Origin of the sequence: Paractinoplanes pyxinae (assembly GCF_026626335.1) — a bacterium.
GTDB classification, from domain to species: Bacteria; Actinomycetota; Actinomycetes; order Mycobacteriales; family Micromonosporaceae; genus Actinoplanes; species Actinoplanes pyxinae.
Window position 1 is genome coordinate 1 of sequence record NZ_JAPNTZ010000026.1, and the last position, 21,810, is coordinate 21,810.

The 21,810-nt window shown below is 69.6% G+C and carries 17 protein-coding genes; 10 read left to right on the forward strand and 7 right to left on the reverse strand.

What is annotated here, in order from left to right; genetic code table 11:
- Positions 1-573: 573 nt before the first annotated feature.
- The 8 genes from OWR29_RS45955 to OWR29_RS45990 all read left to right on the forward strand — a co-directional run bounded on the left by OWR29_RS45955 (position 574) and on the right by OWR29_RS45990 (position 8,668).
- On the forward strand, positions 574-774 hold the full coding sequence (locus tag OWR29_RS45955) for a serine hydrolase (RefSeq protein ID WP_267570013.1): 201 nt from the start codon (positions 574-576) through the stop codon (positions 772-774).
- Between the two features lie 36 nt (positions 775-810).
- The gene (locus OWR29_RS45960) at positions 811-1,200 is read left to right on the forward strand and encodes a protease complex subunit PrcB family protein (protein ID WP_267570014.1); all 390 of its coding nucleotides are present in this window, start codon (positions 811-813) and stop codon (positions 1,198-1,200) included.
- A gap of 151 nt (positions 1,201-1,351) precedes the next feature.
- The gene (locus OWR29_RS45965) at positions 1,352-4,069 is read left to right on the forward strand and encodes a glycoside hydrolase family 3 protein (RefSeq protein WP_267570015.1); all 2,718 of its coding nucleotides are present in this window, start codon (positions 1,352-1,354) and stop codon (positions 4,067-4,069) included.
- A 10-nt stretch (positions 4,070-4,079) separates the two neighbouring features.
- Entirely contained in the window at positions 4,080-5,033 is a 954-nt protein-coding gene (locus tag OWR29_RS45970) for a LacI family DNA-binding transcriptional regulator (protein ID WP_267570016.1), read from the forward strand.
- Positions 5,034-5,084: 51 nt separating this feature from the next.
- Positions 5,085-5,441: an S-adenosylmethionine decarboxylase gene (locus OWR29_RS45975; RefSeq protein ID WP_267570017.1), complete on the forward strand. Its 357-nt coding sequence runs from the start codon at positions 5,085-5,087 to the stop codon at positions 5,439-5,441.
- Positions 5,435-6,247 (forward strand): hypothetical protein, encoded by an 813-nt coding sequence (locus OWR29_RS45980; RefSeq protein ID WP_267570018.1) that lies wholly within the window; start codon positions 5,435-5,437, stop codon positions 6,245-6,247. The genes OWR29_RS45975 and OWR29_RS45980 overlap by 7 nt, the downstream gene beginning before the upstream one ends.
- Before the next feature lie 57 nt (positions 6,248-6,304).
- Positions 6,305-7,957, forward strand: a complete 1,653-nt coding sequence (locus OWR29_RS45985) for a hypothetical protein (protein WP_267570019.1) — start codon at positions 6,305-6,307, stop codon at positions 7,955-7,957.
- 120 nt (positions 7,958-8,077) lie between these two features.
- Positions 8,078-8,668, forward strand: a complete 591-nt coding sequence (locus tag OWR29_RS45990) for a hypothetical protein (RefSeq protein WP_267570020.1) — start codon at positions 8,078-8,080, stop codon at positions 8,666-8,668.
- Positions 8,669-8,681: 13 nt separating this feature from the next.
- Here OWR29_RS45990 and OWR29_RS45995 read toward each other — a convergent pair whose 3' ends face one another.
- Entirely contained in the window at positions 8,682-9,209 is a 528-nt protein-coding gene (locus OWR29_RS45995) for an NUDIX domain-containing protein (RefSeq protein WP_498371642.1), read from the reverse strand.
- Positions 9,210-9,263: 54 nt separating this feature from the next.
- On the opposite strand from OWR29_RS45995, the gene OWR29_RS46000 reads away from it, so the two are divergent.
- The gene (locus OWR29_RS46000; RefSeq protein ID WP_267570022.1) at positions 9,264-10,049 is read left to right on the forward strand and encodes a phosphotransferase family protein; all 786 of its coding nucleotides are present in this window, start codon (positions 9,264-9,266) and stop codon (positions 10,047-10,049) included.
- Here OWR29_RS46000 and OWR29_RS46005 read toward each other — a convergent pair.
- The 3 genes from OWR29_RS46005 to OWR29_RS46015 are packed head-to-tail and all read right to left on the reverse strand — an operon-like array spanning position 10,027 to position 17,123.
- On the reverse strand, positions 10,027-11,451 hold the full coding sequence (locus OWR29_RS46005; protein ID WP_267570023.1) for a family 43 glycosylhydrolase: 1,425 nt from the start codon (positions 11,449-11,451) through the stop codon (positions 10,027-10,029). The two genes, OWR29_RS46000 and OWR29_RS46005, sit on opposite strands and share 23 nt — an antisense overlap.
- A gap of 9 nt (positions 11,452-11,460) precedes the next feature.
- On the reverse strand, positions 11,461-13,857 hold the full coding sequence (locus OWR29_RS46010; protein ID WP_267570024.1) for a glycoside hydrolase family 127 protein: 2,397 nt from the start codon (positions 13,855-13,857) through the stop codon (positions 11,461-11,463).
- A complete protein-coding gene (locus tag OWR29_RS46015) occupies positions 13,854-17,123 on the reverse strand; it encodes a galactose-binding domain-containing protein (RefSeq protein WP_267570025.1) in 3,270 nt (1,089 codons plus the stop codon). The genes OWR29_RS46010 and OWR29_RS46015 overlap by 4 nt, the downstream gene beginning before the upstream one ends.
- Before the next feature lie 241 nt (positions 17,124-17,364).
- Between OWR29_RS46015 and OWR29_RS46020 the strand changes: the two genes are divergently transcribed.
- Positions 17,365-18,384, forward strand: a complete 1,020-nt coding sequence (locus OWR29_RS46020) for a hypothetical protein (protein WP_267570026.1) — start codon at positions 17,365-17,367, stop codon at positions 18,382-18,384.
- An 11-nt stretch (positions 18,385-18,395) separates the two neighbouring features.
- Here OWR29_RS46020 and OWR29_RS46025 read toward each other — a convergent pair whose 3' ends face one another.
- Genes OWR29_RS46025 through OWR29_RS46035 form a run of 3 tightly spaced genes read right to left on the reverse strand, consistent with a single transcriptional unit; the run spans position 18,396 to position 21,792 of the window.
- A complete protein-coding gene (locus OWR29_RS46025; protein WP_267570027.1) occupies positions 18,396-19,736 on the reverse strand; it encodes a dihydrolipoamide acetyltransferase family protein in 1,341 nt (446 codons plus the stop codon).
- Positions 19,733-20,722: an alpha-ketoacid dehydrogenase subunit beta gene (locus OWR29_RS46030; protein ID WP_267570028.1), complete on the reverse strand. Its 990-nt coding sequence runs from the start codon at positions 20,720-20,722 to the stop codon at positions 19,733-19,735. The genes OWR29_RS46025 and OWR29_RS46030 overlap by 4 nt, the downstream gene beginning before the upstream one ends.
- Positions 20,719-21,792 (reverse strand): thiamine pyrophosphate-dependent enzyme, encoded by a 1,074-nt coding sequence (locus tag OWR29_RS46035; RefSeq protein WP_267570029.1) that lies wholly within the window; start codon positions 21,790-21,792, stop codon positions 20,719-20,721. Before OWR29_RS46035 ends, OWR29_RS46030 begins: the two co-directional genes overlap by 4 nt.
- Positions 21,793-21,810: the final 18 nt, after the last annotated feature.

Below are 21,810 nucleotides of genomic sequence, written 5' to 3' on the forward strand. Positions count from 1 at the left end.
ACGACATCCCGCAGCGAGTCCGCTTTTGGCCCGGCACCCTGCCTACGCCGCGCTGAAAGCCCTTCCACTCACCCAACTGGCACCGCGCTTTGCGGCGGGTCCGCTTCCGGTCCGGCGCCCGCCGATGCCCGCTCACCCAGCCGGCACGACACCCGCAGCGGATCCGCTTGCGGTTCGGTGCCCTGCAGTCGCCGCACTGAGAGCCCACCCACCCAGCCGGCACGACGCCCCGCAGCGAGTCCGCTTCCGGTCCGGCGCCCTGCCGACCGCGGGTAGCGACCGCTCAACGCTGGTCGTCTTTCGATGGAAGCTCCGGTTTCCGCCTGGAGCCGCCACAAGTCACACAACCTAAAGCATCCTAGGAACCTAGTTTGTCGGTGAGCGGCCGATAGTTGCACGGATATGAGCGGTCACTGAGCGAACGCGCATGAACGTGCACTTTCGAGCAGTCGGCGTTCAACGCTTGCCCTTGCCCCTGGGGTTAGGGTCCGACGATCGACGGCATGTACGACATCGAGCACATCAGCGAGCGGGCCGTCGAGTTCTGCGCGGAAGGCACAGGTTCCGTGGTTCGTGGCCGGCGTCTACTGCGCCGGGGAGAAGGCGGTGGCCGCCGACGGGCTGGCCAATGCGGGGACCGGTGCGCCCACCGGTTTCCTGTTCGGGTCCATCGCGAAGATCATGACCACCACGCTCGTTATGCGGCAGGTGAAGCGCGAGGTGCTCCACCTCGACGCGACGGTTGCCGACCATCTTGGCGACGCACCTTCGTGACCCCACCGATCCGGATCCACTTGCTAGCGTCGATCGGTGGTCACCTTCCGCACGCTCGTCCGAGGCTTCGGTCACAAGGTGTCCGGGGACGAACCGCAGCTTCTGGTCGTCCGCGGCCAGGCCGACTGGGAGCTGCTCTGGGCGCGGTTGAACAGCAACTCCAGCTCTTTCCCGGCCGCACCCGAGGTGCAGTGGAACTCTGAGCTGGTCCTGGCCCTGATTCTCGGGATGCGCTCCTCGACCGGCTACCAAGTGACCATCGTCCGGCTCGCGGTAAACGATGGCGGGCTGGTGGTCGAGGCCCGCGAGGACAAACCGACCGACTTCGCCCTGCAGATGATCACGGAACCTGTGCACGTGGTCGCGGCGCCGGCCGCCGACCTTCCCGACCACCTGACAGCAGGAGCATCGATCCTGATCTCTTGACGGCCGTAAACGGCTCGGGTAGACAGATCGTCAAATCGCCGAAACATGGACGTCATGCTTTGCCCGCCCGTGTCGAAGCGCTTCGACCAGGGCGGGATCGTGGGCACCGCCGGAGCGTTCCGACTGCGAACCGCCACGGATGTGAACCCCCATGAGCGACACACCCCTGTTCCGACGAGCCGGCGCGCCCCTCACCGAACGCGTCGAGGATCTGCTGGGCCGGCTCACCCTGCCCGAGAAGATCGCCATGCTGCACCAGCACCAGCCGGCGATCGACCGGCTGGGCATCGCCGCCTTCACCACCGGCACCGAGGCCCTGCACGGCGTCGCCTGGCTGGGCGAGGCCACCGTCTTCCCGCAGGCGATCGGGCTGGCCACCAGCTGGGATCTCGGCCTGGTGCGGCGGGTCGGCGCGGCCGTCGGGGACGAGGTGCGCGGCCTGCACAGCGAGGGCAAGTGCGGCCTCAACGTGTGGGCGCCCGTCGTCAACCCGTTGCGCGACCCGCGGTGGGGCCGCAACGAGGAGGGCTACGCCGAGGATCCCCTGCTGACCGGGCTCATGGGTGACGCGTACGCGCGGGGCCTGGCCGGCGACGACCCGCGCGTTCTGCGTACGGCGCCGACCCTCAAGCACTTTCTGGGCTACAACAACGAGACCGACCGGTGCCTCACCTCGAGCAACCTCGGCCCGCGCGTCCTGCGCGAATACGAGCTGCCGGCCTTCCGCACGGCGATCGAGCGTGGCTCGGCGGTGGCCGTGATGGCCGCGTACAACCTGGTCAACGGCCGCCCGGCGCACGTCTCGCCGTACCTCGAGGACGAGCTGCGCGGCTGGGCCGGCGACGAGATCTTCGTGGTGTCGGACGCGTACGCGCCCACGAACCTGGCCGACCCGATGCAGCAGGCCTTCTTCACCGACCACGCGGAGAGTCACGCGGCGGCGCTGCGGGCGGGCATCGACAGCTTCACCGACGCCGACAAGCGCAGCGAGGTCACCGTCGAGCGGATCACCGAGGCGATGCGGCGTGAGCTGATCAAGGAGGAGGACGTCGACCGGGCGGTGCGCCGTGCCCTGACGGTTCGGGTTCGGCTCGGGGAGTTCGATGCGGCCGGCGAGAACCCGTACGGGAAGATCGGCGCCGACGTCGTGAACTCGCCGGCCCACCGCGAGCTCGCGCGGGAGGCCGCGCGCGAGTCGATCACGCTGCTCAAGTCGGAGTGCTGCCTGCTCCCCCTCGACCCGGCCCGGCACCGAACCGTGGCCGTCGTCGGCACGCACGCCGACCGTGTGTTCACCGATTGGTACAGCGGTTCCCTCGCGTACGCCGTGACCGCCCGCGACGCTTTCCGTGAGACCTTCGAGAATGTCCTGTACGCCGAGGGAGCCGACCGGATCGCGCTGCGGCTCGGTGGGTTGTATCTGGCCGCCGACGCCGACGGGGTCCGGCTGACCGTCGAGCCCGCCTCGTTCGACGTGTTCGACTGGGGCAACGGCGTCGTCACGCTCCGGTCGACGCTCAACGGCCAGTTCCTGCGCGCGGCCGAGGGCCGGATAGCCGCCGACTCTCCCGGCCCGTCCGAGTGGGTCGTCACCGAGATGTTCACTTTGGGACAGCGCCCGGACGGCTCGACGACCGTCCACACGCACCCCGGCAAGGAGGCGATCACCGCGCAGCTCGGCCTGGGCCCCCGAGCCGCCCGTTTCGCGCTTGAGACTTTGGTCGACGGGGCCGCCGACGCCGCCGATCTGGCCGCCACGGCCGACGCGGTCGTCGTCGTGATCGGCAACCACCCGCTGGTCAACGGCCGAGAGACCGAGGACCGCACCGACCTGCAGCTGCCGCCGGCCCAGGAACGATTGCTGCGGGAGGTGCACGCGGCCAACCGGGAGACCGCGCTGGTGCTGGTTTCCAGTTACCCGTACGCCATTGGTTGGGCCGACGCCCACCTGCCGGCCGTCCTCTGGATGTCCCACGCCGGGCAAGAATTGGGACACGCGCTGACCGATGTGCTGACCGGGAAGGCCGACCCGGGCGGGCGGCTCACGCAGACCTGGTACCGCAGCGCGTGCGAACTGCCCGACATCCTCGACTACGACATCATCACGAACGACGCGACGTACCAGTACTACCGCGGCACTCCGCTCTACCCCTTCGGCCACGGGCTGTCGTACACGTCGTTCGACTACTCGAACCTCGACATCTCGCAGCCCACCGCGGCCACCGGCGACGAGGTGACGATCACCGTGTGGGTGACCAACATCGGGCGGCGGCCCGGCACCGAGGTCGTGCAGCTCTACACCCATCAGCAGGTGTCGCGGGTGAAGCAGCCGCTGCGGCGGTTGCGCGCCTTCGACAAGCTGCATCTCAATCCCGGCGAATCGAAGCTGGTCAGCTTCACGCTGAAGGTCGACGAGCTGAGCTTCTGGGACGTCACCTCGAGCCGGTTCGTGGTCGAGACGGCCCGCCACAAGATTCTGGTCGGGCGGTCGGCCAGCGACATCCGGCTCACCGGCACGCTGGCCGTGCGCGGCAGCCGGATCGGGGCGCAGCGGGTGCTCGACCGGACGGTCCGGGCCGCCGACCACGACGAGTACAGCGGGATCACGCTGGTCGCCACGGCAGACCCGGTGCGGGGCGAGGCGGTGCGCGCGACCGAGGACGGCGCCTGGTGCTGCTTCAACGGCGCGGACCTGACCGGCGTACGCGAAATAGTCGTCGACGGCGACGGCCCGGCAGTGCGACTGCGCCTGGACGACCCGTACGCGGGACCGCAGTTCGACGAAACGGCGCCGGTGGACGGCGTTCACGACCTGTATCTGGCCATGGACGCCGGCAGCCGGGTCAGCGCGATCACGTTCCGATCGTGAGAATGGGCGGATGTCGGATCACCGGGTGACCATGGCGGAGATCGCGCAGGCGGCCGGGGTGTCCGTCCCGACCGTGTCGCGCGTGCTCAACGGGCAGGGGCACGTCTCGCCGCGAAAACGGGAGCTCATCGAAGACCTGTTGCGGGAACACGCGTACCAGCCGCGAATCTCGCGGAAGCGCCCCTCGGCCCGGCTGATCCACGTGGTCTTTCCCGAAATCGACTGCGCGTGGGAACTCGAGCACATCCGCGGGATGGAGCCGGTGGCCCGGGACGCCGGCGTCGGGCTCGTGGTCACGGCCGCGGCGCGGATCGTCCCGGGTCCGACCGACGGAGTCGTGCTCGCCGCCACCAGCGGCAGCCGGCGCCTGACCGACGAACTCGACCGGCGAGGAATCCCCGTGGTGGCACTCGATCCGGCCGCTCGCGAACTGACCTCTCCCACCGTGGGCGCGGCCAACTGGTCGGGTGCTCGGATCGCGACCACCCACCTGCTCGGGCTGGGTCACCGGCGCATCGCGATGATCGCCGGATCGATGGAGTTGCTGAGCAGCCGCCTGCGATGTGACGGCTTCCAGTCGCTGATGGGCGACTCCGCGTGGGTGGAGCACGGCGAATTCACGTACGAGTCGGGCCTGACCCTGGGGTTGAAGGTGCTCGGCGGCGCCGGCCGGCCGACCGCGATCTTCGCCGCCAGTGACAACGTCGCCCTGGGCGTCTACGAGGCGGCCCGCCGCCTGGGACTGCGGATCCCGGACGACGTCAGCGTGGTCGGCTTCGACGACGTGCCCGGCACCCAATGGGTCTCTCCCCCGCTCACCACCGTCCGCCAGCCGCTGCGGGACATGGGCCGGCTGGCCGCCGACACGGTGCTGCGCCTGGCCAACGGGGATTCTCTGGCCGACCATGTGGAACTGGGCACCCGTCTGGTCGTCCGGGCCAGCACCGCCGAGCCGAACGGCTGATTCGGGCCTCTTTCCCGCGGATCGAGCCGGCCGCGGCCGATAGGCACCCCCATGCCCGCTGTTGACTTTGAAGACCTTGCCCCTTCGATTCTGCGCCAGCGCCTCGTCGTCGAGGGCTACCCGAGCTTCGTGATCACCGCCGACCACATCAAGGAGTACCTGAGCAAGCTCTCCGTGGTCACCGACATGGTCACGCTGATCGAGCCGGTCACCCACTGCAGCGACCTCTACGGCTGGGCCGGCTGGATCCACTGGGAGACCTCGGGCGCCCACTTCTATTCGTGGGAACGCCCGGTCCAGTTCTTCAGCGTCGACGTCTACACCTGCAAGGCCTTCGACCCCGAGCAGGTCGTCGCGTTCACCGAGGAGTTCTTCCGCACCACGAAAATCGTGGCCAAGGAATGCTGACTTCTTTCCCGTACGACCTGAGCCCCGCGCAGACGAAAGCGGTCATCGCTGAATTTCTGAGCACCGTGCGCCGTCGCGGCCGCTTCCTCACCGTCGTGGCCGGCTCCGACCACCCCCTCGCGGCAGTGGCCCGTACGGTGGAATGCCAGGTTTTCAACGACGCCTTCGGCAACACCCCCGAGGTGATGGCCGCGGAATACGGCCCGTACGAGTCGAGCAGCATCTTCTATCTGGTCATCGACACGAGGACCGCACAACCGGCCGGCGCCGCCCGGGTCATCATCGGCGACCGCCTGAAAACACTGGACGACGCCCCCGCCCACATCGGCCGCACCGCCGACGAAATTCTGGACGCCCACAACCTGCGCGGCGAGCCCGTCTGGGACTTCGCCACCGCCGCCGTCCTTCCCGCCTACCGTGGCCGGCTGACGGTCAGCTCGATGCTCTACCGAACCTTCGCCGTGGCGTGCCTGCGGGCCGGCGTCAACCACGCCGTCACCCTGCTCGACAAGCGCGCCTACCGCAACATGACCCTGGTCGGCGCCCGCCAGGAGCCGCTGGCCGGCTCGGCCCCGTTCGCATACCTGGGCTCCCCCGAGACGTACGCGCTCTACAGCCGCCCGTTCAGCTACCTGCCCGACATCCGCCGCCAGTCCCGCAACCTGCTGCGCCCCGGCCACCGCTACACAGGCCACATCCGCGCCCGCGGCCTGAAGGCCCTCCTGGTCCGCCTGGCCGCCGCCCGCGTGTCTCATCAAGTCGGCACCGGCCGCGGCCTCGACAGGAACATCGTCTTCACCGTGTAACGCTCAAGTTGCCCGACGGCCGGCCGATCTGACTCCGCGCTCGAACGGAGGCACCAAGTGACTGTGCATCGCATCGTCTCGGAGGACGAGGCCCGCGCTTTGGCCGTACGGCTGCAGAAGCCCGGCCGGGAACGGCCGACAGTGGTCCTGACCATCGCGGGTGGCCAGACCGAGCCGTTCGGCGACCCGGAAGAGATCAAGAAGGCGGTCGGCGACCTCGCCGACGTGGTCGTCATGCCGACCAGCGACGTGTCGTGGGCGTTCTCGCGCGCGATGCCGCCCGACACCCAGGTCTACGGCGGGGCGAGCCGCGTCTATCCCCTCGACATCGAGTGGGCCATCCGGCCCTACCGCAGCAAGCTGCGCTTCGCCTACTCGACGGCCGATCGGGCGCGGATCACCGAGCATCTCACCAACGACGCCCTCGCCGCGGCGATGTCCGGAGACCTGCTCACGCGGCGCGGCACCACGTCCTACCGGGAGCGTTCGGGCGTCGTTGCCCTGGTGGTCGAATCGCGCGCTGTCGTCAAGCTGGACGACGGCGCCCTCGCGTCCGTATGGGAAGAGCTCACCGAGCCGGGTGTTCCGCTCGACCGGCTGCTGACCCGGGGACAGCAGGTCACGGGCGTGTACGACCCGGGTTCGGGCCGGCTCGACCTGCGCGGTGGGCTGCGCCGGACCGGTCGGCTCGACTACCGCGCCGGTGACGTCGTACTGGCCGATGTCGCCGCCGTCGAAGCGGACTCGGTGAGCCTGCGGCTGCTGCCGGGAGCGAGCATCTGTGTCGGCCGGGCCGCGGTCACCTCCAACGAGGACGACCTGTTGACCGGGCTGTTCACCCCCGGCGAGGTGGTCGCCTGCCGGATCGCCTCGGTCTCACCCCTCGCCCTGCGGCTGGACGACATCGACGACGACGAGGCGCCCCTCGACGCGCCGAGTCTGCTGTCCGGCGGTCCGCCCTGGCTGCGCCTGCCGGACCTGGTCACGCCGATCGAGCCGCCAACGGTCGTGGACGAGGTGCCCGAAACTCCGGTGCCGTCGCCGGCGCCGGTCACTCCCGCCCGGCCGCCGACCCCGCTGGAGGCCATGAGCCGGGTAGTGCCCGCCGCCGCTCAGGTCGGAGAGTTGCTGGCCGAGCGGGACCGGGTCACCGCACTGGCCACCGAGCTGGACGCGCTTCGCCGGCATGCCGCCGGCCTGGAACGGGAACGGGACCAGGCCAGGCGCAAGGTCGAGCAGTTGCAGAGCCGCTACCGCAACGCCGAACGGGCCCGGCAGAAGTCGGCCCGAGACCTCGAAGCGGCGCCGGCCTTCACGGATCCGGCGGAGCAGTTCCGGTGGGATGTCCACTGCGAGTGGGTCCGGCGGATCCCGGCCGCCGAGAAGCCCTTCCGGCAACTCAAGGAATTCGACATCGGGCCGGAGTTCCTGGCCTCGATCGAGCGTATCGAGGGCGTTCTCCGCGGCAAGATCGCGTCTGTCGTCGTCGAGGTGCTGACCGGACACGCCGAGCACTCGGCCGGCCGCGTCCCGCACCAGTTGCGGGCCGGCTCGGCCGGGTCGCCCTACGTGACGCGGCCCGGCGGCGGCACCTGCTGGCGGGTTGCCCTGCACACCAACACTCCCGCGGCGAGACGGCTGCACTATTGGCGCACCGGAGACCGCTTCGAACTGTCCCGCGTGGTGCTGCACGACGACTTCCGGCCCTGACCGCTCCTGTCCGCCCTCATCCTGGTCGCCGCACCCGGATCGCAACCAGGCGAGGCTCACCCGGCGCGGCCGCGGTGCCGATGCTGGCGGCGACATCCTCGTGAATCCTGGAGCCGCGCCGTGACCTACCCCGACCACAACCCGGGCCCTTCGATGTGGGCCGGTCCGGCCGCCCCCGGTCCCGCCGCTTATCCGTACGTCACCGTGGCCGAGCCGGTTCCGGCTCCCGCGGCGTCGCCGAGCCGCTGGACCAAGCCGCAGCTGTGGGTCCCGGCGGTTCTGGCCGGCGCGGCGCTGGTCTTCTCGAGCGGTTGGTTCGGCGGTGTCTCGTACGCCAACAACACGCCGGCCACGGTCGGCAACACCGGCGTGGTCAACGCCGTCACCAACGTGGTGAACGGCAAGTCGGGCGACATCGCGCTGCTCCAACAGGCGCAGGACACGTGTGACAGCACCCGCTCGGGCACCGAGATCGCCGACGGCGGATACACGTTGACGGTCGACAGCCGCGGCGAAGACGACTACACCGGCCTCGGCTACTACGACCTGGACTGCGTGTGGACCGCTCTGCAGATGCCGGAGGCGGTCAAGGCACACATCGGTCAGACCCGAGCCCTCGACGGCCGCCAGGAGGACTCGTGGGGCTCGTTCACCGCGTCCTGGACCTACCACCCGGACGCCGGCGTCAGCATGGTCGTGCGAGTCGTCTGACGATCGATCGAACCTAGCCCGCCGCCAACCGGTACAGCGTGAGCGCGGCCAGCGACGGCGCGTCGACAATCTGCCCCGACCGGATCATCGCTGCGATCTCCTGGTCACCGAAGGCGCGATGCACCATGTCCTGCTCGCTCGCCTCCCGGTCGGGTGCGCCCTCCTGCAGGTCTGTCGCCAAGTAGACGTCGAAGCCCTGCGTCGAGTAGCCGTACGCCTCGAAGAGGTGCCCGAGATGCGTGAGCGACCCGGCGCGCAGACCCGTCTCTTCGGCCAGCTCCTGCCGGGCGAGGGCGGCCTGGTCACCGGAGGCGCCGGCGCCCCAGCTGCCCTGCGGGAACTCCCATGCCCGCCGGCCCACGGGATACCGGAACTGCTCGACCATCCAGAAGCCGCCCGGGCAGCGCGGCAGGACCAGGGCGAAGTCCGGCTTCTCGACCACGCCGAAGATGCCGGGGCTGCCGTCGGGCCGCCTGACCTCGTCCTCCCGCACGGTCATCCACGGATTCCGGTAAACGACACGACTACTGACCTGTTCCACGGCTCGATGATCGCAGGCGTAATTGCGGCGACGCCGGGCGCGGGGTCGGCCAGGATGGGCGGCGTGGACAAGGTCCAAGTTGTCATCGCGCACGAGGAACGGGCGACCCTGCGCGTCGGGGACACGTTCCTCAAGGTCGACGGCGACCAGGGGCGCCTCGACGTCGAAGTCGAGGTCATGCGCCTGGCGCCGGTGCCGACGCCGGAAGTGTTGTGGCGCAGGCCCCGGGTGCTGGCCCTGGCCGCGGTCAAGGGCAAGGCGCTCGGGCGCACCGGTCAGCCGTCGGAGGCGTCGCCGACGGCTTGGGCGGCGGCGGGGGCGGCCGTCCGGCGGTTGCACGACGCGCCGATGCCGCCTTGGACCGGGCCGGGGCCCGAACAGTACGCCGCCGAACTCGATCACGAGTGCGGATGGCTGGTGACGAACGGCATCCTGCCCGCGGATCTCGTCGACCAGAACCGGCGGGCGGCCGAGAAGGCGCTGCGGCCCTGGACGCCCGTCTTCGTGCACGGCGACCTGCACGCCAGCCACGTCTTCGTTGCCGGGGACGAGGTCACCGGTGTGATCGACTGGTCCGAGGGCGCCCAGGGGGACGCGCTGCGCGACCTGGCCAGTCTGACCCTCGCCCATCCCGAACATCTCGGGAACGTGCTGGCGGGGTACGGCGGCGACGTGGATGTCGAGGTGATCTGGGCCTGGTGGTCGTTGCGCAGCCTGCTGGCGGCGCGCTGGCTCGTCGAGCACGGCTTCGACCCGGACTCGCCCGGATGTGAGCTCGACGTGCTCCGGGCCGTGGGGACCCGGAGCACGCCGGACCTCACTCGCCGGAGGGGGCGGTGAGGGTTACGCCCAGGCCGACCGGGGCGCCGAAGTTGGGGGTGCCGTCGGCGTTCCAGGTGAATTTCTGGGCTCGGGTGGAGCGGTTCAGGTCGCAGTTTCCGTTGGGGTTCGTGGTGGCGTGATAGACGATCCAGTCCTCCGTGCCGTCGGGGGACTTGAAGAAGCCGTTGTGGCCCGGGCCGTAGACGCCGGCGGCGTTGTTGCGTTGGAAGACCGGGGTGGACGACTTCACCCACGAGGACGAGTTGAGTGGGTCGCCGCCGTTGTAGGTGAGCATTCCCAGCTTGTAGTCGGGGGTCGAGCAGTGTGAGGCGGAGAAGATGATGAACGTCTTCCCGTTGCGCTGCAGCACTTCGGCGCCCTCGTTCACGGCTCCGCCGACCGTTTCCCAGTTGTACGAGGGAGTGGACAGCACACGCCGGCTGCCGGCCGCCGTCCACGGGTTGGACAGCTCCCGGATGAAGTTGGGCTGTGAGCCGTTGTAGTACGTCCCCAGCAGGTACAGCTTGCCGTTGAGCTGCAGGATGCTGGGGTCGAGTTCCCACGTGTTGTCGGCCGTGGGATCGAGCAGATCGGCCTTGAACGCGTACGGGCCCATCGGGTCGGCGCCGGACGACTCGAGCACGTGGATGCGTTGCGTGCCCAGGTTGTACGGCTCCTGGCCGGCTGTGTAGTAGAAGTACCAGCGGCCGTTGATCAGGTGGAACTCCGGCGCCCACATGGTGCCGGCGCCGTTGGGCCGGGTCAGGTTGAAGATGACCTGGTCGGTGGCGGTGGCCAGGCCGGCCAGGGTGGTCGCCTTCCGCATGGTGATGGTGCGGTTCCACGTGGTCGTGGCCAGGTAGTAGTTGCCGTTGTGGTAGGTCAGCCAGGGGTCGGGGCCCTGCGCCTTCAGCGGGTTCGTGAAGGTCTTGCCGCCGGGCGTGCCGGGGTAGCCGGCCAGCCGCCACACCCGGGCCGCCGCCGTGGCGCACGGCAGCTGGATCAGCCCGGCCGCCGTGCCGTTGGCCGCGATGCACTTGCCCGAATGGACGGCGGCCAGCTGGAACGTGTTGGTGCCCACCGCACGCAGCTGGAACCGCTGGTTGTTCTGGTTGTTGCACGGCCACTGGATGATCTGCGCGTTGTCGGCCGTGCTCGCGCCGTACACATCGACGCAGTTGCCGGTCGGCGTGTTGACGGCATACAAATCGCCGACGGCGCTGAAAGAGAAGGACTGCCCGCAGGCGGCCTGGGTGAGCTGAAGCCCGGCCGTCGAGGCGCCCCCGGGAACGGAAACACAGTTGTTCGTGCCGGTGTTGGCGATGGTGCTGGTGAACGAGACGGCGGCCGCCGCGGCCGAGCCCGGTACGACGCCCGCAGCCAGCAACACCATCACCACGACAATGCGAAAGAAGCGCATGAGATCTCCCTATGAGCCGCTGGTGTAGAGCGAACTGACCTCGGCCGCCGACAACGCCCGGCTGTAGAGCCGCACATTGTCGAGCGCCCCGTCGAGGTACGGATCGGCGTACTGCGACCGCCCGAGCCAGTTGCGCGTCGTGTTGCCGAGCGCGGCCGGCCCGAGCGTCAGCGCCGCATTGCTGCCGGCCGCAACACCGTTCACGCAAAGCGTTCCGGTGTTCCCATTGCGGGTGACCGCCACATGCGTCCAGACGCCCGCGGCGACGGCCGGCCCCTCGATCCGTTGCTCCGAGCCGGATCCGCCCGTCGTGATGGCGAACCGCAGCGTGCCCGCACTGGATCGGGGCGTCAGGAACATGTACGCCGAGGTGCCCGTGCCGAAGTCGAGCATGCGGCTCCACGTGGTCACGGCGTCGAGCCGCACCCACAGCGCCACCGTGAAGTTGCTCGCCCCGGCCAGAATGCCCGGCGGCAAGGCGGCGTACCCGGCCGTCCCGTCGAGATTCAAAGCGTTCCCGGTACGCCCGGCGACGTACCCGGCGATGTAGACCGTCGCCGTCCGCCCGTTCCCGCTCGCGTCCGCGGGCGACCCGTCGAACGGATAGTGCGCCACGAACGGCGATCCGGTGACCGACCAGTAGACGCTGTAGCGCTGCCCGTGCACCTTGTAGAACGGTTGCAGCGCAACACTTCCGGCCGACGTGGAGGTCAGCGTCGCCGCATCCAGCGCCGGCAACGCGCTCAGATTCTGGTTGCCGAACAGCCCGGCCAGCACGATCGGCCCCAGCTTCACCGCCTGGACGGTGCTGTTGTCGTTCGTCGCCTCCCGGCTCAACGCCATGGGCAGCGTCACGTCGACGACGTCACCCGAGGCCCACGTGCGGTTCACCGACGCGTACGCCCCGGCCGCCGGCGACGATAGAACAGTGCCGTTGACGCGGATCTGCGCGCCCGAGGCCCACGCCGGAATGCGGATCCGCATCGTGAAGGCGCCCGAGCCGGTGACGGTCAGCCTCGTCGACCCCGCCTCCGGGAACGAGGTCTCCTGGCGTACGGAAAACGCACCCCACGACAGGACGGACGGGATGAACAGGTTGACGAACAGCGTGCTTCCGCCGTCGTGGAAATAGATCGTGTCGCCGTACTTCGTATTGCTCTCCATGCCTGTGCCGTGGCAGCACACAAAGCTGTTGTAGTCGTTGCTGTACGTCTTGATGCCGCCCGCCCGCAACGGCACGTAATAGCACTGGAAGCCGTGCGCCGAGTTCGGGTCCTGCGAGGCCAGGATGTGGTTGTAGAGCGCCTTCTCGTAGTAGTCGATGTAGTCGGCCCGCGCCGGGTTGGTGAAGAAAAATTGCCGGGTCAGCTTGAGCATGTTGTAGCTGTTGCAGCACTCGGCCGTCGTGTCGGAAAGCTCGCTCGCGATCCGGTCCGGCGCCTTGAAGTACTCGCCGTTCGAATTACCCCCGATCGCGTACGTGTGATGCCGCGTCACGATGTCCCAGAAGTTCACGGCGATGTCGCGATAGCGGGTGGTTCCCGTCGCGTGGTACTCGCGGATCGCGCCCAGCGCCTTCGGGATCTGCGTGTTGGCGTGATAGTTGTTCAGGTTGTCCTGGCCGGCCGCCAGCGGGTCGAACACCTCGGCGTGGTCGAAGTGCTGGGCCGCCGCCAGGTGCGCGGGGTCGCCTGTCACCTGGTAGAGGTTGGTCAGCACCTCGTTCATGCCGCCGAACTCGGTGTCGAGCATGTTCTGCCGCTGCGCCTGGGTCAGCCGGTCGTTGCGGAACTTCACCCACGACGCCATGCCGAGCAGCACAGTCAGCGCCTGCGCGTTGCCCGCCACCAGATGCATGTCGAGCAGCCCGGCCATGATCTTGTGCAGCGTGTAGTACGGCGCCCACACGCTCTGCCGGGCCTCGACCCGGTCGATGAAGCTCTCCGGGAAGGCGCTGAGGTAACCGGTGTTGTAGCCGGCCGCCGCGGTGCGCGCCTGACACTGGGCCAGGACGGCGACGATCTGATCGCCCTTCGTCTTGTACGCGCTGTCACCCGTACTGGCATAGGCCTGGGCCAGCGCCGTGAGCAGGTGACCGGTGGAGTGCCCCCGCAGTTCGGTGGTCGGCGACTCCCAGCCACCGCAGGCGGTGGCCGAGGACGACAGGCCCACATTGAGACGGAACGTGTGCAGCAAGCGGTCGTTGTTGAGGAACAACAGGTACGACTGGGTGCGGGCCGCGTTGGCGGTGAACGGGCTGGGCAACAGCCGTACGGCGGAAAGCGGGAACGCGTAGGCCGATACACCGGCGTCCGGGCGCGCCGCAGCGGATGCCTTGGCGCCGACGGAAAGAACGGTGGCCGCGGCGGCCGAGCCCGCCAGCAGGGTACGTCGGGTCAGGTTCATGCGAACGCCTTGATCTCGAGGAGGCCGACCGAACCGGCGCCGCTGGTGAGCGCGACCCGCAGCCGGGTCGTGCGCGCCGGCGTGAACGTCACGTGGTTGTACTGGTTGGTGGCAACGGGATAGCCCGAGGCGCCGCCCACGTCCACGTACGCGGATCCGTTCCAGGCCTGCAGCTTCCACGAGGCCGGGACGCGTACGCCGCCGTTGTCGTCGAAGAAGTAGACGTCCGCGCCGGACAGCGTCTGAGCGCTCGGCCACGTCAGTTCGGCCCACTGCTGCCCGGTCTGCGGCCACGTGCCCCAGCGCCGGTTCACGGTGTCGTTGGAGGAAGGCGGATCGACGCCGTCGTTCAGCGCGGCGACGCTCTCCCACGACGACGTGTAGCTCGCCGTGGGAGTGGCCGACAGGGCCAGGTTGCCGGTGGGCGGCTGCACGACCCCGCCCCGGTTGTAGACCTTCACCTCGGTCAGGCCGGTCTTGAACCCGGAGGCGTGGATGACCTGGACCCGCAGCCGGGTGGCGTTCACCGCCGGGAAGCGGACCGCGTTGTAGTTGGCCTGTGGCGAGGTGGCCGTGGCGACCGTCGTCCAGGTGCTGCCGTTCAGATACTGGACCTGGTAGGACGCGGGCTGGCGGTAGCGGTTGGTGGCCCGGTCGTTGCGGAACCACACCCGCACCTCGTCGACCGTCCGGGCTTGGCCCAGGTTGAGCTCCAGCCAGTCGGTGGCGTTGGGTGACCCGTACGTGCCCCACAGGGGTTCGTTGATCGGGAAGCCGTCGACCGCGTTGGCGCCGGCCGTGCCGCTCGCCGTGTACGACGCCGTCGTGCTCGCGCCCTGCGCGTAGTTGGTCAGGTTGGCCGTCAGGTCGACGCCGGCCTTGTTGAACATGTCGACCATCTGCGCGCTGTTCTGCGTAACCGCCGAGGGCGTCTGCATTCCGGCGTACGCCTGGTTGTAGAGCACGGTCGCCCCGCCACCGGCCGGGAAGGTGACCGCACCGGTGTCCGGGTTCCACACGAAGCGCACCAGCCTGTCCACAGTGGCCACGCGGGTGCCGTTAACGAAGATGGAGTAGCCCTGCGGAATGCCGCTGTAGCGGGTCACTCCGTCGGCCGGGTCGTCCCACACGATGCTCAGGTCGGCGTTGCGGTAGCGCAGATTGTTGGCCGCGAAATGGGTCCAGCCGATGCCGATCGGGCTCAGCTCGACCTGCTTGTCGGTGCGCGGCCGCAGGCCCATCACGTCCTCGATGACGGTCCAGTTGCTGCTGCCCAGAATGTTGTGGTGGATCCAGGACCGGTAGTCGATGGTCGACGTGCCGGCGTTCCAGTCGGCCCAGAACTCGTTGGCGTCCGGCCATTGCGTGTTGCCGCCGACGTACTGCGCCCAGGTGTTCCAGTACAGCAGCTTCTTGTAGTCCTCGGCGCTCATCCACTGGTTCGGATAGTTGCGCAGCACCGAGGAGTAGAGCCGGAACTGCACGGTCGAGTTGATGGTCGAGAAGTTGTTGCTGCCCGGCTGGCCCGCCGCGGCGGCGGCCGCCTTGTCCTTCTGGTTCGCGGTGAAGAACGGGAAGACCGGGTATTCGGCGGGGTCGGCGAACAACCGCAGCGCCTGACGGTATTCGTCCGTGTTCGGCATCGCCCCGACGGCGTACGGGTAATAGTTGTTGATTTCCTTCCAGGGCACCAGGGCGTTGGTCGCCACATGCCGGTGCTTGATCAGCTTGTTCGTCGAATCCCACAGGTACGTCGTGATGGCGCCCCTGATGCGGTCGGCGATCTGCTGCATCTCGGTGGCCTTGGCCGTGTTGCCGATCGACGCGTAGGCCTGCGACGCCGCCAAGGCACCGCTGTAGACGTACGCCGATTCGGCCCGGTCGAGGTTGCCGGCCCGCCAGTGGAACGACACGGCGTCGGCGTCGTTGCCGGTGAGCGCGCCCCAGTCGTACTCGATCAGGCCGTTGTTGTCGTGGTCGTAGTACGACAACTGACCCTTCACATCACCCTCGGCGTACTTGGCCAGGTTGCCCGCGATGCTCGGCTGGCCGCCGTGAATCTGGTAGCTGCGCCAGGCCGCCTCGGCGATGTACTGGGTGTAGCTGTTCGACCAGTTCTCCGGGTCACCCGGGTTGTCCATGAACCGGCCACCCTTGGACGACTGCCCCACGGACAGCCACGGCCCGTACGACCAGGCCGGGTTGCGCAGGTACTTCAGGTCGTCGATGTGCATCGGCTGGGTCAGCGCGATCGCGTTGTTGTAGCCGAGCGCGCCCTCGACGCTGACCGGGAACTGGAAGTCCTGCCCCGGGATGTTGGCGTCGAGGTAGTTGAACCGCATGAGCCACCAGCGGTAGTAGATCTCTTTCTTGATGGCCGGCTCGGGCACGTCGAGATAGGGCACATTGACGGCCCACCAGCGGTTGTACTCGCGAACGTGACTGGCGAAAGCCGCAGCCGCGGTGGCCGCTCGAACAGTGTTGTACTCGGTCACCGACTCGGGGATCTCGGTGGCCGTGAACCCCATCTGCACCTTCACGGTGGTCGTGGCCCCGGCCGCAACCGTGACGCTGCGGGTCAGGGCGCCACTGGCTGCCGCGAAGCTGTCGCCGGAGAGCCGCAACCCGAGCGTGGTCAGGTTGTTCTTGACCGCCCGCGAGCCGGTCAGCTCGCTACCGCTGACCGTTGTGGCGTAGGGCGAAGTGACCCGCAGGGCGACCGTCTGCGACGCCGTGCCCGTGTTCGTGATGGCCAGGTTGTCGACGGCCACGTTGTTCTGGGTGATGAACTTCGTCTGGTTGATGCGCAGCGAGCCGTTGGTGTGCACGCTCTTCCAGTGGCTGGGCGCCTGCCAGCGTTGCGAGACCTGTTCGGACCAGGTGCCCGAGCCGGCCGTGACGGTGAACGCGGCCTGGTCGCTGATGCTCTCCCAGTAGGCGACGGAGCCGCCGAAGCCCAGCGTGGCCGGGATGTGCGTCTTCATGAAGACGGCCCGGCCGCGGCTCATCAGCCAGGTGCCGGCCGGATCGTTGCCGGGGCGGGCCAGCAGCCGGTCCATCCAGAAGTCGGTGCCGCCGGCCTCGGCGTCGTAGATGGCCTGCATGGTGTTGCCGGTGGTCATCGCGACCGGCGGCGCGGGGATCGAGGGCCCCGAGAAACTCGGGTAGCCGATGGTCTGCGCGGCCTGCGCGGGCGAGGCCGCCACGACTAGTAGGGAGCCGGTCAGGACTGCGACTGTCGCGATGGCCAGTGGGGGACGTGGCACCGCGGCACCTCCTTAGGTCATTCGGGCGGAGGAGGCGCAACACCGCACGGCCAGGCACGGCCGGCGGCGCAGGGGGAGAAACGCCGAAAACCTTTTCGGGAATGCTTCCATCGGGTTACTTCGATGTCAACGACTGGTTGTCCGAGGCCGGAAGGGCCGCCTGGCCGAAACAATTTTCGGCACTCGGACGCGTGGTTCGGGCGGGGTCACGAACGACCCGTTGATCAACTACGATGCGGCGATGTTTTACGCACGCCTCCTCATCAGGCGGATCTTCGGGGGCCCGCTGCCCCCTGTTCCCGAGTTCGACGCGGACCGGGCGAACCCCGATCAAGGGCTGCAGGCGGCCAAGCCGCAGATTCGCGGCGGTGACTGGCAGGCCGCCAAGAAAGTGATGGCGGACGCCGGTGACGACCACGAGCTGCGCGGGCGCCGGCTGCAGGCGCTCAGCGGGCTGGCCATCAAGGACGACGGCTGGCTGCGGGTCTGGCTCCACACCGACCCGTCCGACGCGACGGCGTTGATGATCCAGGCGGCCGTGCTCCAGTCGGAGGCAAGCGAAGCCCGCGGCGCCGCCTCGGCCAAGAACACCACGCCGGAGCAGTTCGCCGCCTTCCACGAGCTCTCCCAGGCCGCCGGGCAGGTCGGGCGGCGCGCGATGCAGCTGGCCGCCCCGGGCGACCCGTTGCCGTGGGTGGACCTGCTGAACTCCATGTTCGGCGACCGCCAGGCGCGGGCCCACTTCGACGAGGTGTTCGCCGAGGGCCGGCGGCGCGACCCGTACAACTTCGACCTGCACCTGGCCGCGGTGAGCCTGCGCTGCCAGAAGTGGTTCGGCTCGCACGAGCAGATGTTCGGCATCGCCCGCCAGGTGGCCGCGGCCGCCCCGCCCGGCGCCAACGTGCTGCTGATGCCGTTGTTCGCGCACATCGAGTACGCGATGCGCGAGTTCGGCTGGGACGAACGCTCCGACGACCAGCTGAACCGCTGCCGGGCGTACTTCCAGCGCCCCGACGTCCAGCAGGAGGTCGACCAGGCGATCGCCCGCTGGCGGGCCGGCACCCCCAACCCGGCGCGCGGAATCACGTGCCGCAACTGGGTGGCTTTGTACTACAGCCTCGCCCGCCGACGGCCAGAGGCCAAGGCCGTCTTCGACGAACTAGGCCAGTACGTCGTAGCGGCCGCAGCCTGGGCCTACTTCTACTCCGACGAGGAGTACGGCTACCTGACCAACTGGTGGTGGGCGAACGGCGTCCACTAGACGCCGTCCCGTCAGAGCCGGGCGATCGCCGAGGCCGGGTTCTCGATGGCATCGGCGACGGCTCGCATGAAGCCGGCGGCGGTGGCGCCGTCGGCCACGCGGTGGTCGAAGACGAAGCTCATCTGGCAGATCTTGCGGACGCAGATCTGCCCGTCGACGACCCACGGGCGGTCGAGGATGCGGCCGAAGCCGAGGATGGCCGCCTGCGGGTGGTTGATGATGGCGGCGCTGCCGTCGACGTTGAAGCTGCCGTAGTTGTTCAGCGTGAAGGTGCCGTTGCCGGTTACCGTGCCGGTGCGGGCGGCCTCGGTGATGCGGCGGATCTGCTCGTCCAGGCCGGTGGTGGTGAGCGAGCCGGCGTCGGTGACGGCGGGGACGACGAGGCCGCGGGAGCCCTGGACGGCTACGCCCAGGTCGATCCGATCGAGCTCGACGATCTCCTGGCGCTCGGTGTCCACGCGGGAGTTGAAGACGGGGTACTCGCGCAGCGCGGCCACGGTGAAGCGGGCAATGTAGGCCAGCAGGCCCGGGCCGGGGCGGGTGGCCTCGCGCAGCTCCCACAGGCGGGTGGCATCCAGGTCGACCCATACCGTGGCCTCGGGGATCTCGGCGCGGCTGCGGGACAGGGCGGCCGACGTCGCCTTCCGGAAGCCACTGAGCGGCACGCGCCGCTCCCCCGGCGCGGAAGCCGACGCGGAAGCCGACGCGGGAGCCGACGCGGAAGCCGACGCGGGAGCCGACGCGGAGGCCGGCGCGGAAGCCGACACGTGAGATGGCGCGGAAGCCGGCGACGGCGCCGGAGTCGAGGCCGGCGGCGGGGTGGACGGAATGGCCAGCGCCCGAGTCACGTCGGAGCGCACGATCAGACCGCCGGGCCCGGAGCCGTCGAGCGAGCGCAGATCAAGCCCACCCTCGCGAGCCAGCTTGCGCACCAGCGGCGAGACGACAAGGGGCACGCGACGCGACGGCGCCGCAGTCACGTGGGCGACCGCCGTGCGCGGCCGGCGGCGGCGTCCCGACGCGGCCGCCGCGCCCGTGGTGCCGTACCCGATGAGGACGTTGCCCGAACCGGCGCGCTCCTCCTCGCGGTAGGTGTCGGCCGGGGCCGGGGCGACGGCCGCGACCGTCAGCAGCGGCTTGCCCACCTCGAGCACACCACCCTCGGGCGCGTGCCGGGTGGCGACCTGTCCCGCGTACGGCGAAGGGACCTCGACCAGCGACTTGGCCGTCTCGACCTCGACCACCGGCTGGTCCACCTCGACGATGTCGCCCTCGGCGACGAGCCAGCGGACCACCTCGGCCTCGGTCAGGCCCTCACCGAGGTCGGGCAGGCGGAAGACCTGCTCGCTCACGAGTCCTCCCACTGCAGGTCGTCCACCGCGTCCAGCACCCGGTCGACCCCGGGCAGGTGCAGGTGCTCGTACTTCGGCGGCGGGTACGGGATGTCGAAGCCGGTGACGCGGCGGATCGGCGCGGCCAGCGAGTGGAAGCAGCGCTCGGTCACCCGGGCCACGATCTCGGACGACACGCTCGCGAAGCCGGCGGCCTCGGCCACCACGACGGCCCGGCCGGTGGAGCGGACGGCCGCGGCCACCGTCTCGTCGTCGAACGGCACGATCGAGCGCAGGTCGACCACCTGGAGGCTGCGACCCTCGCGGTCGGCCACCTCGGCCGCCTCCAGCGCGATCGGCACGCTGGGCCCGTACGCGATGAGCGTGGCGTCAGTGCCCTCGCGCCGCACCACCGCCCGGCCGATGGACGGCGGCTTCACGCCCAGCTCGACCTCTTCCTTGGTCCAGTAAAGCTTCTTCGGTTCGAGGAACACGACCGGGTCGTCCGAGGCGATCGACTCGCGCAGCAGGGTGTACGCGTCGGCCGGCGTCGACGGAGTCACGACGTGCAGGCCCGGCGTGTGCACGTAGTACGCCTCGGACGAGTCGCAGTGGTGCTCCACGCCGCCGATCCCGCCCGCGTACGGGATCCGGATGACCATCGGCAGCGCGACCTTGCCCCGCGTCCGGTTCCGCATCTTGGCCACGTGGCTGACGATCTGCTCGAACGCGGGGTAGGCGAACGCGTCGAACTGCATCTCGACGACCGGCCGCATCCCGTTCATGGCCATGCCGACGGCCACCCCGACGATGCCCGACTCCGCGAGGGGCGTGTCGAAGCAGCGGTCCTCGCCGAACTCGGCGGTGAGCCCGTCGGTGACACGGAAGACGCCGCCCAGCGGGCCGACGTCCTCGCCGAAAACGACGACTGTCGGATCGTCGGACAATGAGTCGCGCAACGCCCGGTTCAGGGCCTGGGCCATGGACAGCTTCTCGTGCGCGGTCATCGCGACGCCACCTCCCGCTCGATCTCGTCGGCCAGTTGGGCCGCCTGTTCCCGCAGCTGCGGGGTCGGCCGTGCGTAGACGTGCTCGAACAGCAGGGCGGGCTCGGGTTCCACGTCGCGGTTGAGGCCGTCCCGCACATGCTCGGCGACCCGTTCCGCCTCGGCCCGGAAGGCACTCTCGTCGATCGACAGGTAGGCCGACAGCCGCGTGATGGGGTCGCGCCCCACCCAAGCGTCGACGTCGGCGGCGTCCCGGTAGCGGGTGGCGTCGTCGGCGTTCGTGTGCGCCTGCATCCGGTACGTGTGTGCCTCGACCAACTGCGGTCCCTCACCGGCGCGAGCCTTGGCCACGGCTGAGTCCAGCACCGAGAGCAGCGCGGCCACGTCGTTGCCGTCGACCCGCTCGCCGGGGATGCCGTAGCCGACGCCCTTGTGGGCCAGCGACGGCGCGGCGGTCTGCCGGGCCAGGGGCACGCTGATCGCGTACTCGTTGTTCTGGATCAGGAAGACGACCGGGGCCTTGAGCACGGCGGCGAAGTTCATCGCCTCGTGGAAGTCGCCCTCGCTGGTGCCGCCGTCGCCGCAGAGCGCCATCACCACGGTCGGCTCGCCACGCAGGCGGGCCGCGTGGGCGACCCCGACCGCGTGCGGCAGCTGCGTGGCCAGGGGCGTGGCGTGCGGGGCGACGCGGTGCTCGTACGGGTCCCAGCCGCAGTGCCAGTCGCCCTTGAGCAGGGTCAGCGCCTCGACCGGGTCGACCCCGCGCTCGACGGCGGCCACCGTGTCGCGGTAGGTCGGGAACAGCCAGTCGCCCTCGTCCAGCACCTGGGCCGCCGCGACCTGGCACGCCTCCTGCCCGTGCGACGACGGGTAGACGGCCAGGCGACCCTGCCGGACCAGCGCGTACGCCTGGTCGTTGAGCCGGCGCGCGGTGATCAGGGAGGCCAGGGCGCGGCGGAGCGCGGCCTCGTCGGGCAGGGCGCGACCGGCATCGGCGACGGGGTGGCCGTTCGCATCGATGAGGGTCACCGGGGAGTCGGAGGGCAGAAGGTGGTCTGCGTCACCTGTCATGGGCCCATGCTGGTCGCG